Raw genomic sequence first — 24,365 nt, forward strand, 5'->3', positions numbered from 1 at the left:
AATCTCGACGCATGACCTTCAATCCCGATGCCGACATCTCGGGCAACACCACGCGTCGACGCGGACGCACGGCGGCCATCGCGGGCGGCGCCGGCGTGGGTGTGCTCGGCATCATCGCGCTCATCGCCGGACCGCTGCTCGGCATCGATCTGACCGGGTTGCTGGGCGGCGGAGCGCCGTCCGGGGGCAACGAGCCGGCTGGCGGATCAGCGCTCGAGAATTGCGACACCGGCGCCGACGCGAACGCGAACGTGGACTGCCGGATGGGCGGGGCGCAGCTCGCGCTCGATGCGTTCTGGTCCGACAACGTCGAGGGCTACCGTGCGCCGCAGATGATCGTGGTCGAAGGATCGACGCCCACGCAATGCGGCACGGCATCCAACGCGGTGGGACCGTTCTACTGCCCGCCCGAGGAAGGGGTCTACGTCGACCCCACGTTCTTCCAGCTCATGCAGCAGCAGTTCGGTGCCTCCGCCGGCAACCTCGCGCAGCTCTACATCGTGGGCCATGAGTGGGGCCACCACATCCAGAACATCACCGGCGACATGGACAAGTACCCGAACAACGGGACGGGTCCGGGCAGCAACGGTGTGCGGATCGAGCTGCAGGCCGACTGTTACGCCGGGGCCTGGCTCGGTCGCATGACCGAGCAGGAAGATGCGGACGGCGACCCTTATCTGCTCAAGCCGACGGAGACCGAGATCGAAGATGCTCTGAACGCGGCTTCGGCGGTCGGCGATGACCACATCCAGGAGCAGTCCGGGTTCTCGAATCCGGAGAGCTGGACCCACGGCTCCAGCGAACAGCGCACGCGCTGGTTCGCCGAGGGCTATCAGAACGGACTGGGCGTCTGCGGGCAGGTGCTGACGCTTCCCGCCGCGCAGCTGGATCCGTGATCCCGGCGGAGGAGCGGAACGTCCGTTACCGTTGACGAAGTAGTCAGCACGACGGCTGGGGGGCCGAAGATGAAGAAGACGGATGCACTGTATCCACCGATCGAACCGTATGAGACCGGGGAGCTGCTCGTCGGCGACGGCCACCGCGTCTACTGGGAGGTCAGCGGCAACCCCGACGGCAAGCCGGTGGTGTTCCTCCACGGGGGCCCGGGCAGCGGGACATCGCCCTGGCAGCGGCAGTTCTTCGACCCGAAGCGCTACCGCATCGTGCTGTTCGATCAGCGCGGGTGCGGGCGCAGCACACCGAACGCGAGCGTGCCCGACGCCGACTTCCGACACATCACGACGGCGCATCTGATCGCCGACATCGAACTGCTGCGCAAGAACCTCGGCATCGAGAAGTGGCAGGTCTTCGGTGGATCGTGGGGCAGCGCCCTGGCGCTCGCCTACTCGCAGGCGCATCCGGATGCCGTGACCGAGCTGGTGCTGCGGGGGATCTTCACGCTGCGCCGTGTCGAGCTCGAGTGGTTCTACGAGGGCGGTGCCGCGGCGCTGTTTCCTGACCTCTGGGAGGGGTTCATCGCGCAGATCCCGGTGCTGGAGCGCTCGCACATGATCGAGGCGTACCACCGGCGGCTGTTCGACCCCGACCCCGCTGTGCATGTGCCGGCAGCGGTCGCCTGGTCGACGTGGGAGGCCTCGACCGTCACGCTGACGCCGAATGAGGCGCAGATCGAGGCGATGTCCGACCCCGAGAAGGCCACGGCGTTCGCGCGCATCGAGAACCACTTCTTCGTCAACCGCGGCTGGTGGGAAGAGGGGCAACTGATCGCCGGTGTCGACGCCATCCGTCACATCCCGACGGTCATCGTGCAGGGGCGGCACGATGTCGCGACGCCGATGATGACGGCGTGGGACCTGCATCGTGCGTGGCCGGAGGCGGAGTTCGTCGTGATCGACGACGCCGGTCACGCGGCCACCGAGCCCGGCACGCAGAAGGCGCTCCGGGCAGCGACCGACAGGTTCGCACGCGCCGCGCGCTGACCGTCAGGCCCGCAGCGCCTTCGTCAGCGTCTTGAGGAGACCCACGACGTTGCCGTCCACCCGGTAGCGCGTCAGCCCCTCGCTCACGGCTGCCCCGGTGCGTGCCGAGACGAACCACGGTGGCTTCGGCAGGATCGTGAAGCGCCCGCCGCCGTTCGCGATCGGCAGCGACCGCGGGAGCGGACGGAACGGGCCGTGGAGCACCGAGCGCTCGACCCCGTCGAGCAGAAGCGCGTTGTGCACGACGCCGATGCCGCTGCCCACGTCGTCGATCGTTCCGCCGGGGAAAGCGCCCCACGTGAGGGTGGGAGTGATGAATGCGAACGCCGTCCAGCTGTTGATCGCGATGGAACCGTAGCGGAGCGCGGCGATCGCCCGTTCGAAACCCGCGCCGAGCGATTTCTCGGTCGCGGGGTCGATCAGCAGGTTCGCGCCGAGGGTGCCCTGGAGCTTGTCGTTCGCGTGGGCCACGGCCGCATCCAGGAAATCCTGACCAGTGCCTGGCACGGTGACGACGCCGAGCACGGGAGAGAAGTACTCGGTGGTCTCGAGTGCTGTCGGGTCGTCGTCGGCATTGATCTCGACGAGCAGTCGGTCGCCCAGCACGAGCGCATCCGGGTATGCGTCGGTCGCCAGCTCCATGCGCGAGGGGGAGCCCGGGTACCAGATCGGACGCTCCGGGGCGTTGGCATAGGCGCGGCGCAACGCGGCGCGGAAGGCATCGGCCTGATCCCAGTCGGACGACATGATGACGACTTGGCCGGCGATGCAGTTGTGGCCGCCGTTCTGCAGCCGCATGGTCGCGACATGTTCAGCCTGGTAAGTGATGTCGGCGTCCGTCCACGCTCCGGGCACGACGATGATGGGGGAGACGCCGCCGAGTTCGGCCGTGATCGGCTTCTTGAGCTGCGGCCGGTTCTCGCGCCGGCGTCGCTTCGTGGCGGCGGCGCCCTCGCCCTTGGACGGGCCCCACACGATGGTGTCGAAGGTCGCCGCCGAGCCGGTGATGTGCACGTGCACGAGTCCGGGATGACCGGTGAGGTAGGCGCCGACCGCCGGCCCGCCGCGGACGATGCGCAGGAAACCGGGCTCGATGAGCGGAGCGAGCGCACGCTTGTACACCGGCACCAGGGAGTCCTGCGTGGGGTTCACCTTGAGCAGCGCGGTGCGGTTGTGGGCCAGCAGCTCGTAGAGCACGTCGAGCACCGGGATGGAGGTCACGTTCCCCGCGCCGAGCACGAGCCCGACGCCGCCGGACTCGGTGGGCGTGCGCTGGGCGAGGCCGGCGGATGCGCGCGCGGCACTGGGCGTGATGCCCGGCTCCAACCAGACCTCACCCGTGAAACCGGAGAGAAGGAACTTGTCAATCCCGGTCAGCGGGAACGCGTGCACCCTGGTGCGTCCACCGGGAGCACGGTCGACCGTGATGCCGTCGAGTGGGTTGGCGCCGCTCGCGAGGCGGGAGAGGGTTTCGATGTAGGCGTCGAGCGCGCCGATCACGCTGTACGGTCCGCTGAGCCATTCCTCGCCGCGCAGCGGGTGCTTCGCGTCGAGGCCCTTCGAGGCTGCAGCCGTGCTCGCCCAGTCTTCCGCGGTCGCGGCGACGCTCGTGCGCACTGCCCGCAGCAGGGTCACTCGCTGGGCGACCGTGAGGGCGGTCCAGGTACGTGCCCCGATCTGCAGGGCATCGACCGCCGTGTCGAGTCGCTCTCGTTCACCTTCGTCCAGCGCCGGGGATTCAGCCTTCGGCGCGGGCTTCGCGGTCGTGGCGGGGCTGGCGGATGTGCTCGCAGAAGTCATCGGCGTCTCCTTCGGACGGGATCCCAGCTTAGGCGTCGGAGCTTGCGAAGGCGTCGATGTCGTCACGGCGCAGACGGTAACGGCGAAGGGTCAGCAGGCTGGCGGCCATCAGCACGGCGGGCAGGATGCTGAAGCTGAGCACGATGCCGGTGACGGCTGCCTCGGGCTGCTCGACCGTGGCGCCGGCGACGGTCGAGACGTAGCCGGTCATCGCGAGCGTGAGCGACACCGCGGTCGCGCCGAGTGCGAAGCCGACCGTCTCTCCCGCGGTCCAGATGCCGGTGAAGGTACCGGCCTGGCCGGGCCCGCTGGTGCGCTCGTCGTGGGAGATGACATCGGGCAGCATGGCCATCGGCAGTGACTGGAGTCCCGCGTAGGCGATGCCGGCGACCGCGACCGAGACGTAGATCCAGGCACCGGGCGTCCAGACGGCGAAGATGAGCGATGCCGCAGCTGCCGTGAAGAGGATGCTGGCCATCGCGAACGCCCGCTCCTTGCCGACCCGTCGAGCGATGACGGTCCACCCCGGAGTGGCGAGCAGCGCCGGACCCACGAGTGCGACGAAGACGAAGGTCACGGCGTCTTCGGAGCGCAGCACCCAGGTCGCCACATACTGGGCGCCGGCGAGCATCGTTCCCGTCGCGAGCGCCTGCAGCACGAAGGTGCCCAGCAGCGCTCGGAACGGCTGGCTGCGTCCGAGCGCACGGAAGCCCGACATGTACTGATCGCGCCAGGTGGAGGAGACGGCCGCGGCAGTGGCTGTCGCGGTGCCTCGTGCCGCGACTTCTGCGGTTCTCGATGCGATCAGCATCCCGATGCCGATCACCAGACCCGAGGCGATACCCATCAGGAGGTAACCCATGACGGGATCGTCACCGGCGTTGCGCAACGCCGGGCCGCCGGCACCGAAGAGCAGGATCGACGCGGTGAGCACGACGACCCGCCACCCGAGCAGGCGCGTGCGTTCGTCGTAGCTGCTCGTCAGTTCCGCCGGGAGCGCGACGTACGGCACCTGGAAGAGACTGAAGGCCGTCGCGGTCGCGAGGAACGCCAGCAGCACGCAGATCGCGCCGGCGACGGGCCCCCAGGACGGAGGGACTGCGAAGGTGAGGGCGAAGAACAGCGGCAGTGCCAGCGCGCCGGTCACCATGAACCCGCGGCGTGACCCCGTGCGTGCGAGCTGACGATCCGAGGCGGCGCCGATCAGCGGGTCGATCAGCACGTCCCAGATCTTCGCTGCCGTGACGATGAGTCCAGCTGCGAGCGCGGCAACCCCGAGGTTGTCCGTGAGGAAGTACGTCAGCACGAGCCCGGGCAGCGTGGCATAGCCGCCGGTCCCGAGCGAGCCGATCGCATACAGCAGGATCGTGCGCGGAGAAAGGCGGACGGATGCTCGTTCGGGCCGAGCCTCGGTGCTCATCGCGCCAGTGTAGCGGCGCGATGCCGACGGATCAGATCAGCGAGAGCTCGCGCAGCTTCGACTCGACGTCGGCGTTCGACGGCTCGACGTGGTGCGAGGCGTCGGGGTAGACAACGACGGGGATGTTCATGCGCCCCGAGATCTCCTTCGCGACGTCCGCGGCAGCAGGCTCGGCGACCAGGTCGATGTAGGTGTACTCGACACCGAGCTCGTCGAGCTGCTTCTTGGTGCGGATGCAGTCGCGGCACCAGTCGGCGCCGAACATCGTGATGGTGTCGGTGGCAGGAGAAGTCATGCATCCAGCCTACGGCCGCTCTGATGAGGTGGCGCTGAGTGTCGACTGGGTGCTCAGCGCCCGGTGTCCGCCTCGTCCGGCAGCTGTTCGACCGGGATGACGACGACGTCCTGCATCTTCCAGTCGATGTCGGCGATCCCCTCCGCGGCCGTGCTGAGGTCGCTCACCTTCACCTTGCGACGGTGCGGCACGACGAACGCCTCGATGTGGAACACCTGCCCCTGGTCGCGCATGCGCACCGCCGCCTGCGCGACCCAGGGGCGGCTCCGCAGATACGACACGATGTCGGCGGCCAGAGGGTGCGGCTCCTTGCTGTCGTAGGTGCGTGCGCGCTGATCCATGAGATCGACCACGGCCGTGCGGGTGTTGCGGAAGCCGTCCCAGATGATGCCCAGTGAGATGAAGAGGGCGGCCGCTCCGTCGAGCCACCAGAGGCCGACGCCCACGCCGAGCACTCCCACGATCGAGGCGACCGTCGTCTGCCAGTCGGCCTTCGCCATGTCAGCGTCGGCATACAGCAGCTTGTTGTGCAGCACGGGAGCGAGCTTCGACTTGGCCGGTCCATAGAAGAACACGGGTCCGACGATCACGACCGCCATCACGGCGACCATGAGCCAGCCGAGCCAGAGGGTCTGGCCGAACAGCTGCACGGTCCCGATCGTGGGATGCTCGGCGGCGATCAGCCCGGTGACGGCCTCGATGGCGAGGTTCAGGCCGACGGCGAGCAGCGCCACACCCGCGACGAGATGCCCGATGCCCATCGCCCTATGCAGACCGTAGGGGTGCTTTCTGGTGGGGCGACGACGCACGAAGAGGAGCGCCGCGAGGAAGGCGAATTGCGGGATCAGGGAGAGCATGTCCTCGATCCAGGCCGTACGCATGGCCTGCGACTCGCCGACCACCAGGGCGATCACCGTGATCGTGATCGAGGTGTAGACGATCGTGAAGATCTCCCAGCGCACGGCGCTCCGGATCGCCCGCTGCTGCTCCGGTGGCAGGGTCGTACGGCCGAACTGTCCGGTCTCGGTCACCCGCCGGCCTCCTCGTCGAGGAAGCGTTCGAGAGAGGAGAGGAACGCGTTCTCGCCGAGAGGCACCAACATGACGATCTCCCGGCCGTCGGCGCCTTCGATGTCGGCATAGCCTCGCGTCACACCGGCCTTGTCAACCCAGGGTGTGTCGGTGGTGATGCCTCCGGCGATGAGATCCAGGTCGCCCGCGTCGAGCATCGTCACGAGGGTCTCCTCCGAGGCGACGGTCCACTGTGCTTCGGCGTGGATGCTGGCGGCGAAACCGTCGACGAGGTCGACGACGCTCCCGGTCGGTTCGCCGTCATCGAGGCGGACGAGGTCGCCGTCTGGTGCCGTGCCGATCCGGAGCTCACCGCCGGTGACCGTGTTCAACGTCCCGTCGGGATCTGCGGGGATCGTAAGCCCGCATCCGCTCAGGGAGATGGTGACGAGCAGTGCGGTGGCAGCCGAGGAGGTGCGGCGATGGAGGTGTAGACGGCGTGCCGATGACCTGTTCACAGGGGCAGGATGCTCCCCCCCACGACGTCGCGGCAAAGCCGTTGACGTGGTGGGGGCGAGAGCGCTAGTGGTGCCGATCGGAAACCCGGATCCGCGCTCACCTCTTGCCGGTAAGGGTACCCTTACTTATACTGAATGCCATGAGCAGCGCATGCGAGCACCTGGAAGATCCCGACTGGGACAACATCGAAGGTGCCGTGCTCGTCGCCGGCGATGCGGCCGACGCCGGCTTCATCGCGAGCATCGCTGCGCGACTGCCGTGGGACGCGCAGGGCGTCGTGATCCTCGAGGCTGCGGCGCGCATCCAGTTCCGTCACATCGACGTCCCCGACGGGGTCTCGGTGCGCTGGCTGGTGCGCGGAGACGGCATCAGGGCGCATACTCGCGGTGAGCGACTCGCGAATGCCGTGCACGCGTGGTGTGTCGAGTGGGCGTGCAGTGAACCGCCGTCGCAGTGGACCGTCTGGCTCGGGCCGCACACGCCGCCGCACGTGGCGCGGATGGCGCGCAGCCTGCTCGGCGTCGCGAACTGACCGATCGGCTGAGCGGCCGGCCCGACGCTCAGCGCGCCGCGGCGACGGCAGGAGCGCTCGCACCCGCCGTGATCGCGTCGAGCGCACGTCGCAGCGACGAGCTCGACGTGTGCGCCGTGTACGGGAAGTACACGACCTCGACTCCGACCTCGGCGAACTCCCGCTCCAGGCGCAGACCCTTGTCGGTGCCTCGCCAGTCGTCGCCCTTGAAGAAGTGCGTGAACTGCACGTCGCGCCACGAGTCCATCTTCGACGGCGTCGTCTCGACGTAGACCTCGTCGACGAACGAAATGTGCTTCACGATCTCCGCACGCTCTGCCGTCGGGATGACGGGCTCGATGCCCTTCACCTGACGCAGCATCTCGTCGCTGACGACGCCTGCGATCAGAATGTCGCAGTGCTGCTTGGCGTGACGAAGTAGATTCAGATGCCCGACGTGAAACAGGTCGAAAGCACCAACGGCATAGCCGATACGCGTCCCCATGATCTCCCCAGATCAGTAATTCCCCAGTAAGCGGATCCCCATCCGCTTCGCGACTCCCACAGCCGCGGTTCGAAAGTCTAGCAGGTTTGAGTTTCGTTCCCCATAGGAACCCATGGAACGATGGAGGCCGCAGGCGATGCGCATGCGGAACAGGGGGCGGACGTGGGGACACCGGTCACGGTCATCGTGCCGACGTTCAACGAGCGCGACAACGTCGCCGAACTCGTCGCACGGACATCGGCCGCGCTCGCCGGGTGGGATGCCGAGATCCTTTTCGTCGACGACAGCACCGACGACACCGCTGCCGAAGTCGCGCGTGTGGCTGTCGACGCCCCGCTCCCGGTGCGGGTCATCCACCGCACCGAGAACACGGGTGGGCTGGGCGGCGCCGTCGTCGTCGGACTCGAGGCCGCGGTCGCCGACCTCTGCATCGTGATGGATGGCGACCTGCAGCATCCGCCCGAGCTCCTCCCCGTGCTGCTCGCCCGGCATGCGACGGGTGACGCCGACGTCGTCGCAGCATCCCGCTACATCGGCGGGGGAGACACGAGCGGTCTCGGCACGGCGGTGCGCTTCGGCGTCTCGCGCACGGCGACCTGGCTGACCAGGGCGATGTTCCCGATCCGGCTCGCTCGCAGCACCGACCCGATGACCGGCTTCTTCCTCGTCGACCGCGGTCGGCTCGATCTCTCGACGCTTCAGCCTCGGGGCTTCAAGATCCTCCTCGAGATCCTCGCGCGCAACGATCTGCGCATCGCCGAGGTGCCGATGGAGTTCGCCGAGCGTCGCCACGGCACGTCCAAGGCGAGCCTTCGCCAGGGGGCGATGTTCCTCGAGCACCTCACCCGCCTGCGGTTCGGCAAGATGTCCCTGTTCGCGCTCATCGGTGTGATCGGCGCGGCCGCGAACCTCGGAATCATGTGGGCGCTGACCGCCGCAGGGGTGCCGTACATCTGGGCCGCGATCATCGGCGCCGAGGTGACGATCATCGGCAACTTCGTGCTGCAGGAGCGGTTCGTGTTCGCCGACATGCGCACGGATGCCCGCGCGCTCGGCATCCGCTTCGCCAGCTCCTTCGCCTTCAACAACGTCGAGGCGGCGCTGCGTATCCCGGTGATGGCCCTCATGGTCGAGTCCTGGCACATCTCGAGCGTGGTCGCCACGGGGCTCTCGCTCATCGTGGCGTTCTTCGCCCGATTCCTGTTCCACTCGCTCGTCGTCTACGCCCCGCAGCGGCGTCGAAAGAGCGATGTCGTCGGCGCCGAGCCGCCCACCGACACGGCCGCGCAGCGTGTGATCCGGGCCATCGATGTCGAGGTGATGAAGCCGGGCGAGCTCTAGGGCTCGTCGGGAACCGCTCGGCCGGAACAGCGTGGCGGTGTCTTCGGCAACTCCTCTCTTGCCATGATGCGCAGGGGAGGTCCATAGTTGGCTCGTGGAATCCGAGGGCGGTCCCTCCCTGTCTCTCACCTGGGCGCATCGTGCCGAACAGTCGGCGCGCGCCTGGGAGCAGAGCCACGCCAGGGGAGAGGTGCCCAGCGTCTGGCCGTACGGCCTCGACGCGCTGCGTGAGCATGCCGCCGTCGATCTGGTCGATCTCGCCCCGCCGGGTCGCGTCGCGCGGGCTCGTGCGCGATTCGCCATGGGGCCGCGGCCTGTCGACGGCCTTGCGCTCACCTGGGATGAGAACACGGCCTATCGGATGCAGACGACCCACCCGCGGAGCCGATTCGCCACCGGTGTGATCTGGCTCACGGACATGGCCGAGACCGGCGATGCGCCGACACGGATGATCACGATGCTGGGCAGGGCAGAGGCCGCGTGGGTGCTCAGTGAGGCGCAGGTAGAGCCGCTGCGACTGATGCTGGGAACAGGATCGACACGGGTGTTCGCAGTGCCGTTCGGCATCGACAGCGCGTTCTTCGTCCCGAGACCATACCCGGCGCGGCCGCGTATCGTCAGCGTGGGGAACGACAGGGATCGTGATCCGGCAACCCTCTTCGCAGCGCTCGCACGGGTGCTCGCCATCAGTCCGGAGACCGAGGTGGTGGTGCAGACGCGGTCGGAGCTCGCCCCGCCGGAGGGTGTGCAGGTCGTCCGGCACATCCCGCACGCCGAGCTCCGGGATCTCTACGTGACCGCGAGTGTGGTCGTCGTGCCGACCAGGCCGAATCTGCATGCCTCCGGGATGACCGTCGCACTCGAGGCTCTCGCGACCGCCCGTCCGGTGGTCGCCACGGACACGCCGGGCATGCATCAGTACGTGAGCGAAGGGCGCACCGGTTACCTCGTTCCCCCGGATGATCCCGCCGAGCTCGCGCTCACACTGCTCCGACTGCTCGATGATCCGGCACGCGCCGCCGAACTGGGTCAGAACGGTCGGGTCGAGGTGGAGCAGCACTTCACGACGCAGATCATGGTCGCGTCGCTGGTGCGCGGGCTGCTGCCCACGGCGTGATGGGCTGGCCTGGGGCGGCCCGGCTGTTCTAGTGCTTCGAGCCGCGTCGCTTGACCCGCACGGCCGCGCGGAACGCGTCGGCGTGCGCTCTGCCGGCGTCGGCCCAGTCGCGTCGGGACAGATCGGGCGAGCCTGTCACCGTCGTCGCAGCACGCCAGGCCTCCACGACCGTCGGTGCGTCGAGGTCGCCGTCGTACATGAGCACCCACTCCTGGCCGACCTCGCGTCCGAGAGCCTCGTTCGCCTCGTTGCGGGGGACGAGCACCGGTGTGTCCATCGACAGGGCGGCGAGGACGCTGCCCGAGTTGTGCATGAAGCGGTAGGCCAGCACGATGAGGTCGGAAGAGGTCGCGAGCTGGACGAGCTCGGCATCGCTGAGGAAGTCGAGATGCAGTCCCACTCCGGGGAGTTCTGCCGTCCGCGCCCGGAGGTCGTCTCCGAGCTCGGGCGTGGACGGGCGTCCGCCGATCCGCAGGCTCAGCGCGGGTTCGACCACGACGGCTTCCGCATAGGCGTCGATGAATCCCTCCAGCCCCTTGTAGCGGCGGATCCCGCCGAACGAGCCGAGCTGGCCCTTCACTCGCTCGGCGGAGGGGAACTTCGCGTACCAGCCGCGGTAGTCGCCGTGCAGGATCAGGCTGTGCGGGGTGCCTGGCGCGAGCGGAGTCGTCTCGTTGATGACGATCCGGTAGTCGGTGTGGCGGTCGATGAAGCGCAGCAGCCACAGCCGTGGGGCGTTGTCGTCGGGGAGCTCGATGTTGTGGACCGTGCGTACGACGGCGATCCGTCGCGACAGGCGGTGCCGGAACACGAGCGCAGTGGTGAGGAGGAACTTGCCCGTGGACTTCCACCAGTTGGAGCCGTGCAGCTTCGCCTCCGGCCAGTGCCAGTGGAAGGCGTCGTAGCGACCGAAGAGCGCCGTCCCCCAGGAGAAGCGCAGACGCGTGAGGCCCTCGGTGGAGCCCAGCGCCTCGTCGAGCATCTTGTTGTACGGGTTGGTCGTCGGACGCGGTGCGCCCAGCGACTGCATCACGCGGATGGTCGATCCGGGATCGGTCATGGTCGTGTCATCCTCCGATGGGCGACGGTACTCGTCGTAGCGGCGGCCGAGGGAGGCGGCGATCGTGCCGCGGCCGCGGTGCACGAGGCGGGTCCCTCTGGCGTGGTGCGTGATGTTCGAGGTCAGAGCGCCGAAGGCTCGCCGCAGGCTTCCGACGATGATCCTGGCGATGCCTCCGACCAGGGCGCGAAGGCGCAGGACCCCTCGTCGGGCCCGCCCCTCGGTGAGCTGCAGTTGGATCCGGGTGCCGGCGTTCGCCGAGCTGAACGCGCGCTGCGCCGCCCAGGCCCTGCTGAGTCGCGCGGCGACGACGAGGTCTTCGGTCTCGGACTCGTTGCACCACACGATCAGGCCGCCACGCTGGGCGAGCTGCCGAGAGAAGAGAGTGTCCTCCCCGCCGCCCAATCCCAGCGACGGATCGAAGCGCAGACCGAGCCGGCGGATGGAGCGCAGATCGAGCAGGAGGTTCCCCGCGGCCGCGACGTGCAGGACGGTGCCCGTCTTCCTCGGCGGTCGGCGGAACGTCCCCGAAGCGAGCAGCCAGGGGTCGACGTCCTCGTCGAAGACCGAGATGACGCGTCCCATCACCGCATCGGCTCCATGCTCGCGCCAGACCGTGATGAGAGATGAGAGCCAGGCTTCCCGGGGGATCTCGTCGTCGTCGATGAAGGCGAGGAGGTCGCGATCGGCGCACTCGTCGAGGATCCGGTTGCGGGCGGCGACGATGCCCGCCGTCGGCTCGACGACATAGCGGACCGGAAGCCCGGCGCTCGTGGCGACCTCGCGTGCAGACCCCTCGGGATCGTTGTCCACGACGACGACGTCGATGTCGACCCCGAGCTCGGCGCACTCGGCGATGCGTGCGGGCAGCGTGCGGAGCAGGGCGCCCAGAAGCTCCGGACGCCGATAGGTGGGTACGCCGATCGTCACAGTGATCATGTCGTTCGATTCCGGTCCCCTGGTCATCCGCCCCATCCCCATGGCAGTCGTGCGCCTCGACTCCGACGCCGGCTCATCGTATCGTGATCCCCTGATGCCGCTGTCCGGAGGCGGCTCTCGCGTATAGTCGTTCTCCTGGGAGTCGACGCCGGTCGCGACTCTGGGGATTCGACCGGCGCCCGAAGTGATCCGTTTCCCGGATCCGGGGGGAGGATCGCGTGTCGAACGAGCACGGACAACTTGCCGTGGTGGTCGTGAACTACGCGTCGGCAGGGCTGCTGCAGCGCAACCTGGTGATGGTCGAGCGTGAAGCCCGCACGATCGACCAGGACGCGCTGGTGATCGTTGTCGACAACTGGTCCGGTGCAGACGAGCGCCGCGCCGCCAGGGAGGTCGCCGCGGCCCACGGCTGGCTGCTGATCGAGCCGGAGTCGAACTCGGGCTTCGGCGGCGGCGTGAACATCGGAGTGACACGCGCGCTCGCCGAGGGTGCGACCGACGTCCTCGTCATCAACCCGGATGCGCACATCGACCGCGAGTCGCTGCGCCGACTGGCAGCGACCACGGCGGCTTCGCGCACGACGCTCGCCTCGCCCGTGATCTCCGACTCCGACGGGCGCACCTGGTTCGCGGGTATCGACCTCCTGCTCGACGACGGCACGATGCGCGCGAGACGAAAGCGCGTCGACGGCGACACGCAGCCGTTCGAGCCGTGGCTCAGCGGCGCATGCCTGTGGATCACGCGCGAGGTGTGGGAACTCACCGGCGGCTTCGACGACGACTACTTCCTCTATTGGGAAGACGTCGATTTCTCGCGACGGGTCGTCTCGGCGGGTGGCGCCCTGGCTCTCGTCGAAGACGCCAGCGCGGTGCACGACGAGGGCGGGACCCAGCGCGCCGAGCCCGAGGTGTCCCGAGCGAAGTCGGAAGGCTACTACTACTACAACATCCGCAACCGGATGCTTTTCGCCGTGCGTCATCTCGACGACGCGGCCGTGCAGCGATGGCGCCGCTCCATTCCTCGCACCGCTCGCGAGGTGATACTCCGCGGCGGGCGCCGGCAGCTGATCCAGTCGGCAGCCCCGATCCGCGCCTACCTCCGCGGGGTGCGCGAGGCTCGCCGCATCGCCAGGACTCAGGGGACCGACCAGAAGGGCAGGAAATGGTCGTAGACGCTTATCACCGTCTCGCGCGTGCGCAGAAGGGGCATGCTCGAGGCGCGCCCGCCTATTCGGTGTACGTGAACCGTCGGATCGGAAGGGTTCTGGCGGCCGTCGCGTATCGGATCGGGTTGACCCCGAACCAGGTCTCGATCATCAGCGCCGTGCACTCCTTCGTCGCGATCGGGCTCATCGCCTTCGGGCCGGTCAACGTGCCCATGGGTCTGCTGATCGCCCTGCTGCTCGTCCTCGGCTACGCCTGGGATTCGGCGGACGGGCAGGTCGCGCGCCTGCGCGGGGGAGGGAGCCCGCAGGGCGAGTGGCTCGACCACTTCATCGACACGCTCAAGATCGCCTCGCTGCACCTGGCGGTGCTGATCGGTCTCTACCGCGTCCTTCCGGAGACACCGGCGCTGCTGCTCATCCCCATCGTGTTCAGCATCGTAGCCTCGACGACCTTCTCGGGAATGCTCCTCAACGACCTGCTCAAGGGCAAGCACGCGGTGGCATCGACTCATGAGCGCGGCGGCGGAACCCTGCGGCGATCCCTCATCCTGCTGCCGACCGATTTCGGTCTCGTGTGCCTGGTCTTCGCTCTCTGGGGGTGGACCCCTGCGTTCCTCATCGGCTACAGCGCGCTGTGCGCAGCGGCCGTCCTGTTCCTCGCGCTCGCCGCGGTGAAGTGGTTCCGCGAGATCGGAAAGCTCGGTACGACCGCATGACCGATGAGAAGATCCTGGTCGTGTGCGCCGCCAACGTCTGCAGGTCGCCGCTCGCAGAGCTCGCGTTGCGACGGGCGCTTGGCGCTGACTCCCCGCTTTCCGTGCGCAGCGCCGGCGTCAGGGCGAACCAGGATGACCCGATCTGCACCCTTGTCGCGTCGCTCCATGACGATGAGGATTGGCAGGCCCAGAGCCGGGCGCACCGGGCGAGACCGGTGACGGTCGATCTGATCGAGCAGTCGAGCATCGTGCTCACAGCATCTCGCGACATCCGCGGCGAGTTGGTGCGCCTCGCACCACGTTCGCGTGACTGGATGTTCACGATCAAAGAGGCCGCCCACCTCGGCGAGGGCTTCTCGTCGTCGGCACCGGACCGTGTGGCGGAGTACGTCGCGCATCTGGACCGGGCGCGCTCGCGCGCCGTTCCTCTGGCATCACGGGGAGGGGCGGGCAACCGTCTGCGGCACCTCTTCGGAGGGCGCGCCACCGTCGATCCGTCGAGCATCGCCGATCGGCACGGTGGCCGTGGTCATCTCGAGACGATCCGCGAGGTTGAGGAGTCGGTCGCCACCATCGTCGCCCAGCTCGGCGGCCACCGTCGGCACTCGTCCTGACCGGGTGCTTGTGCTTTCGCTTCCCCTGCACTATTGTTAGCCGATGCCGCGTTCTACGCGGTTGAGGGGATTCCAAGGCCGAGGGGGCCTTGGGAACGAGGATCTGGGTTCTGGGGAGCTACAGTGTTCAATGTTTCATCATGCCGTTCTGGGGACGGCTCTTCGCGCTCGAGGCGGGCGATGTTCATCGCGCCGCTGGTGGCGCTCGCACTCGTGACGGCCGGCTGCACCGCAGCCCCCGACGCATCGGAGACGCCGGCGCCTGAAGGCACCAGCACTACCGACTGGACGCCACCTGCCGACGCAGAGACCGAAGGGCCCACTGAGGGGCCGGCTCTGCCGGAAGAGAGCGGGGCGCTCGACGCCCCCATATCGCTCTCCACCGAAATGGTCGTCAAGATCGACAAGATCTCGACGACGACCATCAAGCCCGAGACGCCTGGCGAGTACGCCGGCACCGCCGTCGTGGTCACGGTGTCCGTGGCCAACGACTCGAAGCGGGCGCAGAGTGTCGACTCGGCCGTCGTCAGCCTCGTCACGGATGACGGCGATATCGGCGTCTCCACCACTGCTGGTCCCAACAACCCTCTGCAGGGCGAGTTGGCTGCGGGTGCCGAGACGACGGGGACCTACGTCTTCATGCTCGATCCGACGCAGGGGCGCTCGGTGAAGATCAGCGTCAACTATGCCGCAGGAGAGCCGGTGGCGTCCTTCGCCGGCCAGCTTTCCTGACGCACACGCACTTTCGTATCTAGTTCTAGTTCTGTTTCGTTTTTCGCACTTTCATATTTTCAAAGAAGAAATTAGGCGGCTGGGGAGTCACTATGGGGAAAACATCGACCACGAGGCGGGCGCTGAGCGCGCTCGCGTCTGTCGTGACGGCGGCGTTGCTCGTCGCAGGTATGACGACATTGGGCGCGCAGGCGGCGTCGGCGGACGTGCCGTCGACACCCCCACCTCTGCTGCAGCGTGACGACAACGTCGTCACGTCGGATCCGATCCCGACCGTGCAGATCGACAACGGCTACGTCTGGGCCCAGACGACCATCGGCTCGACCGTGTACGCCGTCGGCAAGTTCGACAACGCCCGCGCACCTCTGGCGGTGCCAGGTACGAGCCTGACGGCGCGTTCCAACGTTCTCGCATATGACATCAACACCGGTCAGCTGCTGTCGTTCGCACCGACGGTCAACGGCGTGATCAAGGCCGTCGCCGCATCGCCCGACGGCAGCCGCATCTACATCGGCGGATCGTTCAACTCCGTCAACGGGCAGTCGCGCTGGAACTTCGCGGCGCTCGACGCCGTCACCGGCCAGCTCGTCCCAGGATTCTCACCGTCGATCGGCGGCAGCGGCGTCTACGCCCTCGCCACCTCGGGATCGAGCGTGTACGTCGGTGGTCTGTTCACCCAGGGCAACGGCACCGCACGCAAGAACCTCGCAGGCTTCAGCTCCACGAACGGCGCGCTGTTGAGCTGGGCGCCGCAGACCGACCTCCAGGTCGACGCGATGGTCATGGACCCCGCGGGGCAGAACGTCATCGCCGCCGGTCGCTTCTCGCAGGTGAACGGCGACCTGACCATGCGAGGCACCGTCGCGCTCGACAAGACGAGCGGTGCTGTCGACGCGTCCTGGGCGCTCCCGCAGACGGTCAAGAACGGCTCGAACACGGGGGCCAACTCGGGTAAGGCCGGCATCTTCGGCCTGGCCGCCGACGCCACGGCCGTCTACGGCACCGGCTGGGTCTACGCCGACGCCGCCACGGGAAACCTGGAAGGCACGTTCGCGGCTGAGGCCGGGAGCGGACAGGTGCGCTGGATCTCCGACTGCCTGGGCGACCACTACGGCGTGTACTCGACCGGCAAGGTCGTCTACACGACGAGCCACACCCACGCGTGCGGCACCATGGGCCTGCACCCGGAGCAGAACCCGCGCACGCACCGTTACTCCGAGGCGTACACGGCCGATGCTCGCGGATCGCTCGGCAACCAGCCCGCCGCCGGTGGCACCTACAAGAACTGGGCCGGAACACCTGCGCCGTCGCCCTACGCATGGACGCCCGACTGGGCCGTCGGCGTGACGACGGGCATGGGTCAGGCCGGTCTCTCCATCACCGGCGCCGGCAATATGATCTCGATCGGCGGAGAATTCCGATCCGTGAACAACGGGCGCTTCGAGGGACTCGTGCGCTTCTCGACGAACCCTCCTGGCGGAGCGAAGGACGGGCCTCGCCTGTCCGCTGCCAACTGGACCGGGACGGCGCAGTCGTTCATCCCGGGCCGCGTGCGGGTCTCGATCCCGGCCAACTGGGACCGCGACGATCTGACGCTCACGTATGAGCTGCGTCGCACCGGAACGACCGCTCCGGTCGCCACGACCACCGCGAACGGAACGTGGTGGAACCGGCCAGCCGTCATCCTCGAAGACAAGACGGCAGCTCCCGGATCGCAACAGGAGTACACCGTCGTCGCGAAGGACGGCAACGGGAACACCGTCAGCAGCCAGCCGATGACCGTGACCGTGACGGCGGGGGCCGTGTCGAGCTACGTGAACGCGGTCTCGGCAGACTCGCCGCAGCTCTACTACCCGCTGGGTACCTCTGCTCAGGACTGGGCCGGGGCGAACCCGCCCGTGTTCGGTTCGGGAGTCACGTCTTCGGCGTCCGGAGTCGAGAACACCGCGACCGGAGCGTCGACCTTCACCGGGACGACGACGGGACGTGTCTCGACGACAGACAAGATCGCCGCACCGGCAGAGTTCTCGACGGAGCTGTGGTTCAAGACCAACACCACCAGTGGGGGCAAGCTCCTGGGCTACGGAACCGCGGCCTCCGGGGATTCCACGAGCTACGACCGTCAGCTCTACATGACGAACAACGGTCGTCTCATCTTCGGTACCTACAACGGCGGAACGCAGACGATCCAGAACACCACCGCTCTCAACAACAACGCGTGGCACCACGCGGTGGCGACCCAGAGCGCGGACGGTATGAAGCTGTACGTCGACGGTGTGCTCGTCTCGTCTGCGGCCGGCGCGACCACCGCCGAGAACTATGTCGGGTACTGGCGCATCGGTGGCGACAACATCACCAGCTGGCCCTCCGCGCCGAGTTCCAAGTACTTCAAGGGAGCTCTCGACGAGGTCGCTGTCTACCCCTACGCGCTGACCGCTGCTCAGGTGCAGACGCACTACGGCATCGGCAAGGGCTTCCAGCCGCCGACCGCCGCCTTCACGGCGACGCCGACCGATCTCGCTGTGGCCTTCGATGCCAGTGCATCCGCGCCGACCGGCTCGGCCACGATCACCGGCTACAGCTGGAACTTCGGTGACGACTCGGCGACCGCCTCCGGCAAGACCGTCTCGCACACGTACACGGCTGCCGGTACCTACACGGCGAAGCTCACGGTCACGGACAGCAATGGGCTGGCCACCACGACCGAGAACCCGGTCGTGGTCCAAGCGGCGAACGTGCTGCCCACCGCGTCCTTCCAGGTGACCGGCACAGGGCTCTCGGTCTCGGCCGACGCCTCCGCCTCCGCCGACTCCGACGGCACGATCGCGTCGTACGACTGGAACTGGGGCGACGGATCGACCTCGACAGGACAGGTCGCCAGTCACGTCTACGCCTCGGCGGGCACGCGCACTGTGACTCTGACCGTCACCGACAACCGCGGTGGCACGGCGACGACCACGCGAGAGGCAGTCACGACGCACGCGAATCCGGTCGCGACCTTCACCTCGACGGCGTCGGGGATGAACGTCGACGTCTCGGCTGCGGGGTCGAGCGCCTCTGACGGTGCGACACTCTCCTACTCCTGGAACTGGGGCGACGGCACGCCTGCGGGTACCGGTGCGACCGCTGGTCACACCTACACCCAGCCTGGTGCGCATGACATCACCCTCACGGTGACCGACAGCCTCGGCGGCTCGGCGAGCGTCACGAAGTCCGTGACCGTTCAGGCACAGGTGTTCGCAGCGTCCGACTCGTTCGGCCGCGTCGTCTCGAGTGGCTGGGGTGCGGCTGATGTCGGCGGCACCTGGGCGCCGATGAGCGGTTCGGCCGCCGTCACCTCCGTCGCAGACGGAGTCGGCAAGGTGAACATCACGCCGGGCGAGACCCGCGAGATGCTGCTGCAGGGGACGTCTCTTCTCGACACCTCTGCGCGGATCACCTACACGCTGTCCTCCGGTCCGTCCACGGGCGTCGCCTATGAGGGTCTCGGTGCACGTCGATCCGGTTCGAACGGCTACCGCGCACTCGCGTGGCACCGTGCGGACGGGACCACGTGGCTCGTGATCCACCGCAACGGCACGGCCATCGCCAGCACTGCTGTCGCTGGTCTGACCTGGACGGCAGGAAGCACGTTCAACCTCGCGATGGAGACGACCGGTTCCTCGACCACGACGATCCGCGCCAAGGTGTGGGCCGCCGGAGCATCGGAGCCGGCCAATTGGCAGCTCTCCACGACGGATGCGACTCCGGCCCTCCAGGTCGCCGGCGCACCCACCGTGTTCTCGTACCGTGCGGGCAGCGCGACCGGCACCAACATCGCGAGCTTCGACGACTACACGTTGAAGAACCTCGGAGCTGTTGCGCCGGACCCGCAGCCGGAGCCGGAGCCCACGCCCACGAACGTCGCGCCTACGGCTGCGTTCACGGCCGCGGCAACGGGCCTGACCGTCAACGTCAACGGCGGAGCGTCGACCGATTCGGACGGCACCATCGCGTCGTACGCCTGGAACTTCGGTGACGGATCGACGGGCACCGGAGCGACAACCTCTCGGGCGTATGCCGCTGCGGGTACCTACACGGTGACTCTCACGGTGACCGACGACAAGGGTGCGACCAACACCGCCACCCAGCAGGTGACCGTCACGGCACCTCCTGTCGACCCGCAGCCTGAGCCCAACCCCGCCCCACTGGCGGGCGACGAGTTCGATCGGACCTCTGGTCCCGGTTGGGGCAACGCGGTCGTCGGCGGAGCGTGGACGATCGCCGGTGGATCCCAAGCGGCGGCGACCGTCGCAGACGGTCAGGGCAAGATGAACCTGATCGCCGGTGACACCCGTCACGCGACGCTCAACACCACGGCGATCGCCGACGCGGTGCTGGAGACCCAGTTCCGGGTCGACCAGGCTCCGGCCGCCGGCGGTGCGTACATCGGCGTCATCGCCCGCAACTCGGCCGCGGGGAAGTACCTGGTCCGCGCGTGGCTGCGTCCTGACGGCACCGTGTGGCTCGTGGTCCACCGTGAGGGAACGGTGCTGCTGACGCAGGCCGTGCCCGGTCTCGTGTGGGCGGCGAACACGTCGTACAGCCTGAAGGTGTCTGTCACCGGCTCCGCATCGACCGCGATCTCGGCGAAGCTCTGGGCGACCGGCACCACGGAGCCGGCGAACTGGCAGATCAACGCGACGGATGCGACGCCGTTGGCCGCAGGCTCTGTGGGTCTGAGCGGCAACCGGTCGGGGAGCGCGACGGCGGCACTCGGTGTGTCGTTCGATTCGTTCCGCGTCACCGCACCCCAGTAAGATCCTGACGCATGGCCACTGCTGTTCCGATCGTGCTCCTCGCCGTCGGAGGGATCGCAGCAGCGGCCATCGTCGTGTTCGGGCTCAGGATGATGCCGCGTGCGGCATTCGTCGTGTGGGCGTGTGTGCTCTTCTTCGTCCCGATCTGGGTCGGTGTGAACGTGGGCTTCTACTGGGCCGCCATCACTCTGCTCACGGCGTTGCTGATCTTCGTCAACTGGTCGGTCGTCCCGTTGCGCGCGGCGGATGCGTGGGTCGTTGCGTTCATCATCGTCATCGTCGGTCTGTACGGCTTCGGCTCGGTTGATCTCGCCTCTCTCGTGGCCGCGCTTCTGGAGTGGGTGATCCCCTACATCTGGGGGCGCGTGGTGCTCGCACGAGTCGCCCCCGAATGGGTGAACTCCACGATCGCGGTCGTCGCCATCGTCGCGGCGGCCCTCGCGATCGTGGAGTTCGCCACCTCGTTCAATCCGTTCGTCCTCATCCCGGGATCAGGGGTCGTGTACGACACCTGGAGCCCGCTTCAGGAGCGCGGTGGCGTGCTGAGAGCGGAGGGGGCCTTCGGGCATTCGATCGCACTCGGTGCCGCGCTGGCGATGTCCTCGGCGTTCATCGTCGCGACCAAGTGGCGGCTGCTCCCGAAGATCGGCGGTGTGGTGATCATCGCGGTGGCGACCGTCCTCACGTTCAGCCGCGCCGGACAGCTCACCCTCGTGCTCACCCTCGTGCTGTCCACATTCCTGATCGTCGGCGTCTCCACCCGGTTCCGGGTGACGGTCGTCGCTGCCGGCGTGGTCGGCATGGCGATCGCCATCCCGATCCTCGACACGGTCTTCGGTGCTGCGGGCGAGGAAGCAGGGGGGAGCGCGGACTATCGGACCGACCTCCTGGTCCTCCTCCAGCAGGTGCAGCTCTTCGGCAACCCCGGCGACTGGCATTCGCTGGTCTCGGGCGACTACTACCTCGGCTACTTCGCCCGGTCCGTCGACAACGCCCTCGTTCTCACACTGCTCCGGTACGGCTACGTGCCGACGTTGCTCATCATGGCCGCTCTCGTGTGCGCCGCGCTGCTGGCCGTGCGACGCTCGACCCGAAGCCCGGCGTCGCTCGCGGTCGTCGGACAGTTGCCGAGCCTGGTGGTGGTCGCGCTGATCACGCAGTACAGCATGTTCCTCTGGTTCTGCGTGGGGCTCGCCATCACGTGGGCCCGTGATGCCGATGCGTTCAACGGATCGCCCGGTGTGCCGTCGGAGGCACGACTCGGCTCGCCTGATGCGCTGCGCCTGCCGGAGGGCGGTAGACGGCCACGTGCACAGTCGTGAGGGTGCCGAATCGGACACTCCTCTAGAATCGAAGTCTCAGGGGGAATGGGGAGTCATGGGCGAAAGCCGGGTTAGTCTGCGGGCCATCGCCAGTTCGTTGCGCAAGTTCTGGTGGGTGATCGTGCTCTGCGGCGTCGTCGGCGCTGCGGGCTCCTTCGTGAACGCCTCTCTCCAGACGCCGCTCTACCAGGCGACCACCTCGCTCTACTTCGCTCTCAACCAGGGCACCAGCGCCTCCGACCTCAATCAGGGATCGGTGTACACGCAGAGCCAGATGCTCTCCTTCGCGCAGCTCGCGACCAGTTCGCGGGTGCTCGACCCGGTCATCGAGGAACTCGGTCTCGACACGACTCCGCGCGCTCTCGCGCGTGACATCGAGGTCACGATCCCGCAGAGCACCGTCACCCTCCGCGTGACAGGGACTGCAGATGATGCGAAGGCGTCCGCCGAGCTGGCGGATGCAGTGGCCGATCAGCTCATCATCGTGGTCAAAGACGTGGCCCCCAAAGACCCGCAGGGCGAATCCACGATCACGGCTCAGGTCATCGACGACGCGGTCGTGCCGGAGTTCCAGTTCACACCCAGCAAGCCGCGGGACGCCCTTCTCGGGGGTTTCCTCGGCGGCGTTCTCGGCCTGGCCATCGCAGTGCTGATCGGCGTGCTCGACACGCGTATGCGCAACGAGGAGACGTTGACCGAGGCTGGTGGCGACCCGGTGCTCGGCGTCGTCTCGCAGTCGCCGCTGCTGGCTATGAGGGGCATCGCCGTCGCGCAGGAGCCGCTGGGCCATACCTCGGAGGAGTTCCGCCGCATCCGCTCGGCGCTCGCCTACGCGAATGTCTCGTCGCGGGTGAAGGTGCTCCTGGTCACGTCCGGCATGCCTGCGGAAGGCAAGTCCACGATCTCGGTGAACCTGGCCATGACTCTGGCAGGTCTGCGCAACTCCGTCCTGCTGATCGACGCAGACATGCGCCGCCCGCGTGCGCACGAGCACGCAGGCATCGACGGATCGATCGGTCTGACGAGCGTGCTGCTCGATGAGGTCGAGTTCGAGGTCGCCAAGCACAGTGTTGCGGACAGCACGCTCGACATCCTGCCGGCCGGGACGATTCCGCCGAACCCTGCGGAGCTGCTCACCTCGGCGCGCATGGCGCAGCTGCTCGATTTCGCCGCGGCCGAGTACGACTATGTCGTGATCGACTCACCGCCCATCCTCAGCGTCGCCGATGCGAACCTCTTCGCCACCCAGACCGACGGCGTGATCCTCGTCGTCGACGCGACGAAGACCCGTCGGGCGGCGCTGGCGAAGAGCATCAAGTCGCTCGAGTCGGGTGGTGCGCGCATCCTCGGTACGGTGCTGAACCGGGCGCGTCCTGATCGGCACCGCAGCGAGTACTACAGCGACTGAAGTGGTGCCGGGCCCGGCGTGATGTGGGCCCGAGCGGCTGGAGTATATCGGTTTATGTCGCAGTGTCGGTTTGTCTTTGCCACGAGAGCCGGTTAGTCTTCATGAGTTGCGAGGGGGACTCGCTCTTTGCTGCCGGGGTTTAAACTGCGGCAGAGGTGCTGGTGATCATGAATCTGCCCCAGAAAACGGTGACATCTTGTCCATTCCGTTTCTCGCGCTCGCATCTCGCGAGACCACGTCTCCGGCTAGACGCCGACGCAAAGTCCTCGCAGGCACTCTGACCGCCGTCTTGGCGGTCACGACTGCGCTGACGGCCGTTCCCGCGTCTGCGCTGGCCGACGACGCCGTTCCCTCCGTGAACGTCGCGGCGTCGACGCCGACTCCGGTCGTCGATGACGACATGGACCGTTCGGTCGGGGTCGGATGGGGCGCATCTTCTGCGGGGGCCTGGCGCGTCGTGGAAGGCACCGCGAGCGTAACTGGCGATCAGGCTCTGCTCGCCAGCCGCAAGCCCGGTATCACCGCTCGAGCGAGTCTCGATGGCGTCGCGGCGTCAGATGTGAGCAGCCGCTTCTCGCTCACAGTCCCCACGCTTCCTGTCGGCGGACCGCTCTACCTCGCACAGGCGGTCCGGGTGTCCGGCAAGGACTCCTACGCCGTGCGGGTGCGGGTGCATCCCGACGGCTCGGCCTACGTGTCGATCGTGCGGCTCACCGACCTCATGCGCGTGCAGAACCTCAGCGAGCGCAGGCTGCCGGTGACCGTGTCGAGCGGTACGACTCTGAACGTCGCGCTGAGCGTCGAGGGTGCGAGTCCCGTGAACCTCGGCGCGAAGGCCTGGGCCTCGGATGCTACGGAGCCGAGTGAGTGGCAGACGACGTACAGCGACGCCTCGGACGCCCGCATCCAGAACGCCGGTGGCTACGCGTTCGCGCTCTACACCTCATCGGGCGCTCGAACGGCTGTGCCGATCGGTATCGACGATGTCGTCGTCACCGCTCCCGTGCCGGATCCGGTACCCACGCCCGAGCCGACACCGACGCCGACTCCCGAGCCGACCCCGACTCCCGAGCCGACCGCGACGGCCGAGCCCACGCCGACTCCGACGCCCACGGCCGAGCCGACCCCGACTCCTGAGCCGACCGCGACGG

The 24,365-nt window shown here is 67.8% G+C and carries 19 protein-coding genes and 1 pseudogene; 13 read left to right on the top strand and 7 right to left on the bottom strand.

Features of this window, described 5'->3' with window-relative positions; genetic code table 11:
• Positions 1–11 precede the first annotated feature (11 nt).
• Together CQ040_RS14805 and pip are read left to right on the top strand one after the other, a co-directional pair.
• On the top strand, positions 12–896 hold the full coding sequence (locus CQ040_RS14805; RefSeq protein WP_105528525.1) for a neutral zinc metallopeptidase: 885 nt from the start codon (positions 12–14) through the stop codon (positions 894–896).
• A gap of 69 nt (positions 897–965) precedes the next feature.
• Positions 966–1,940, top strand: coding sequence for a prolyl aminopeptidase (gene pip / locus CQ040_RS14810; RefSeq protein WP_105528526.1), 975 nt, complete (start codon positions 966–968; stop codon positions 1,938–1,940).
• 3 nt (positions 1,941–1,943) lie between these two features.
• Here the strand turns inward: pip and CQ040_RS14815 are convergent, their stop codons facing one another.
• The 5 genes from CQ040_RS14815 to CQ040_RS14835 are packed head-to-tail and all read right to left on the bottom strand — an operon-like array spanning position 1,944 to position 6,983.
• Positions 1,944–3,740, bottom strand: coding sequence for an aldehyde dehydrogenase family protein (locus CQ040_RS14815; protein ID WP_105528527.1), 1,797 nt, complete (start codon positions 3,738–3,740; stop codon positions 1,944–1,946).
• A 28-nt stretch (positions 3,741–3,768) separates the two neighbouring features.
• Positions 3,769–5,160, bottom strand: a complete 1,392-nt coding sequence (locus CQ040_RS14820) for an MFS transporter (RefSeq protein WP_258131639.1) — start codon at positions 5,158–5,160, stop codon at positions 3,769–3,771.
• 31 nt (positions 5,161–5,191) lie between these two features.
• A complete protein-coding gene (locus CQ040_RS14825) occupies positions 5,192–5,455 on the bottom strand; it encodes a glutaredoxin domain-containing protein (RefSeq protein ID WP_105528528.1) in 264 nt (87 codons plus the stop codon).
• Between the two features lie 53 nt (positions 5,456–5,508).
• The gene (locus CQ040_RS14830; protein WP_258131640.1) at positions 5,509–6,486 is read right to left on the bottom strand and encodes a cation transporter; all 978 of its coding nucleotides are present in this window, start codon (positions 6,484–6,486) and stop codon (positions 5,509–5,511) included.
• Complete coding sequence (locus CQ040_RS14835; RefSeq protein ID WP_258131641.1) at positions 6,483–6,983, bottom strand: transporter substrate-binding domain-containing protein; 501 nt, start codon at positions 6,981–6,983, stop codon at positions 6,483–6,485. Before CQ040_RS14835 ends, CQ040_RS14830 begins: the two co-directional genes overlap by 4 nt.
• 140 nt (positions 6,984–7,123) lie before the next feature.
• Here CQ040_RS14835 and CQ040_RS14840 point away from each other — a divergent pair, with 140 nt between their 5' ends.
• The gene (locus tag CQ040_RS14840; RefSeq protein WP_105528529.1) at positions 7,124–7,516 is read left to right on the top strand and encodes an SIP domain-containing protein; all 393 of its coding nucleotides are present in this window, start codon (positions 7,124–7,126) and stop codon (positions 7,514–7,516) included.
• Positions 7,517–7,544: 28 nt separating this feature from the next.
• On the opposite strand, the gene CQ040_RS14845 is transcribed toward CQ040_RS14840, so the two are convergent.
• Positions 7,545–8,000, bottom strand: a complete 456-nt coding sequence (locus tag CQ040_RS14845; protein WP_105528530.1) for an adenylyltransferase/cytidyltransferase family protein — start codon at positions 7,998–8,000, stop codon at positions 7,545–7,547.
• 120 nt (positions 8,001–8,120) lie between these two features.
• Here CQ040_RS14845 and CQ040_RS14850 point away from each other — a divergent pair, with 120 nt between their 5' ends.
• Both CQ040_RS14850 and CQ040_RS14855 read left to right on the top strand, forming a co-directional pair.
• Positions 8,121–9,341, top strand: a complete 1,221-nt coding sequence (locus CQ040_RS14850; RefSeq protein WP_105528531.1) for a glycosyltransferase — start codon at positions 8,121–8,123, stop codon at positions 9,339–9,341.
• Positions 9,342–9,435: 94 nt separating this feature from the next.
• Positions 9,436–10,458: a glycosyltransferase family 4 protein gene (locus CQ040_RS14855; RefSeq protein ID WP_105528532.1), complete on the top strand. Its 1,023-nt coding sequence runs from the start codon at positions 9,436–9,438 to the stop codon at positions 10,456–10,458.
• A gap of 28 nt (positions 10,459–10,486) precedes the next feature.
• Here the strand turns inward: CQ040_RS14855 and CQ040_RS20870 are convergent, their stop codons facing one another.
• Positions 10,487–12,484, bottom strand: coding sequence for a glycosyltransferase (locus CQ040_RS20870; protein ID WP_219844754.1), 1,998 nt, complete (start codon positions 12,482–12,484; stop codon positions 10,487–10,489).
• A 191-nt stretch (positions 12,485–12,675) separates the two neighbouring features.
• Here CQ040_RS20870 and CQ040_RS14865 point away from each other — a divergent pair, with 191 nt between their 5' ends.
• The 8 genes and pseudogenes from CQ040_RS14865 to CQ040_RS20735 form a co-directional block, all read left to right on the top strand.
• Positions 12,676–13,629 (top strand): glycosyltransferase family 2 protein, encoded by a 954-nt coding sequence (locus CQ040_RS14865; protein ID WP_258131643.1) that lies wholly within the window; start codon positions 12,676–12,678, stop codon positions 13,627–13,629.
• Positions 13,620–14,339, top strand: coding sequence for a CDP-alcohol phosphatidyltransferase family protein (locus CQ040_RS14870; RefSeq protein ID WP_105528533.1), 720 nt, complete (start codon positions 13,620–13,622; stop codon positions 14,337–14,339). The genes CQ040_RS14865 and CQ040_RS14870 overlap by 10 nt, the downstream gene beginning before the upstream one ends.
• Complete coding sequence (locus CQ040_RS14875) at positions 14,336–14,953, top strand: hypothetical protein (RefSeq protein ID WP_105528534.1); 618 nt, start codon at positions 14,336–14,338, stop codon at positions 14,951–14,953. The genes CQ040_RS14870 and CQ040_RS14875 overlap by 4 nt, the downstream gene beginning before the upstream one ends.
• A gap of 180 nt (positions 14,954–15,133) precedes the next feature.
• On the top strand, positions 15,134–15,685 hold the full coding sequence (locus CQ040_RS14880; protein WP_258131644.1) for a DUF4352 domain-containing protein: 552 nt from the start codon (positions 15,134–15,136) through the stop codon (positions 15,683–15,685).
• 92 nt (positions 15,686–15,777) lie between these two features.
• Complete coding sequence (locus tag CQ040_RS14885; RefSeq protein WP_258131645.1) at positions 15,778–20,484, top strand: PKD domain-containing protein; 4,707 nt, start codon at positions 15,778–15,780, stop codon at positions 20,482–20,484.
• Positions 20,485–20,495: 11 nt separating this feature from the next.
• Positions 20,496–21,806: a hypothetical protein gene (locus CQ040_RS14890; protein WP_105528536.1), complete on the top strand. Its 1,311-nt coding sequence runs from the start codon at positions 20,496–20,498 to the stop codon at positions 21,804–21,806.
• Between the two features lie 55 nt (positions 21,807–21,861).
• Positions 21,862–23,214, top strand: a complete 1,353-nt coding sequence (locus CQ040_RS14895) for a polysaccharide biosynthesis tyrosine autokinase (RefSeq protein ID WP_028502009.1) — start codon at positions 21,862–21,864, stop codon at positions 23,212–23,214.
• Between the two features lie 196 nt (positions 23,215–23,410).
• A pseudogene (locus CQ040_RS20735) lies at positions 23,411–24,365 on the top strand (hypothetical protein); the annotation flags it as partial.

The sequence above is a fragment of the Microbacterium sp. MYb54 genome (assembly GCF_002979515.1).
Lineage (GTDB): Bacteria > Actinomycetota > Actinomycetes > Actinomycetales > Microbacteriaceae > Microbacterium.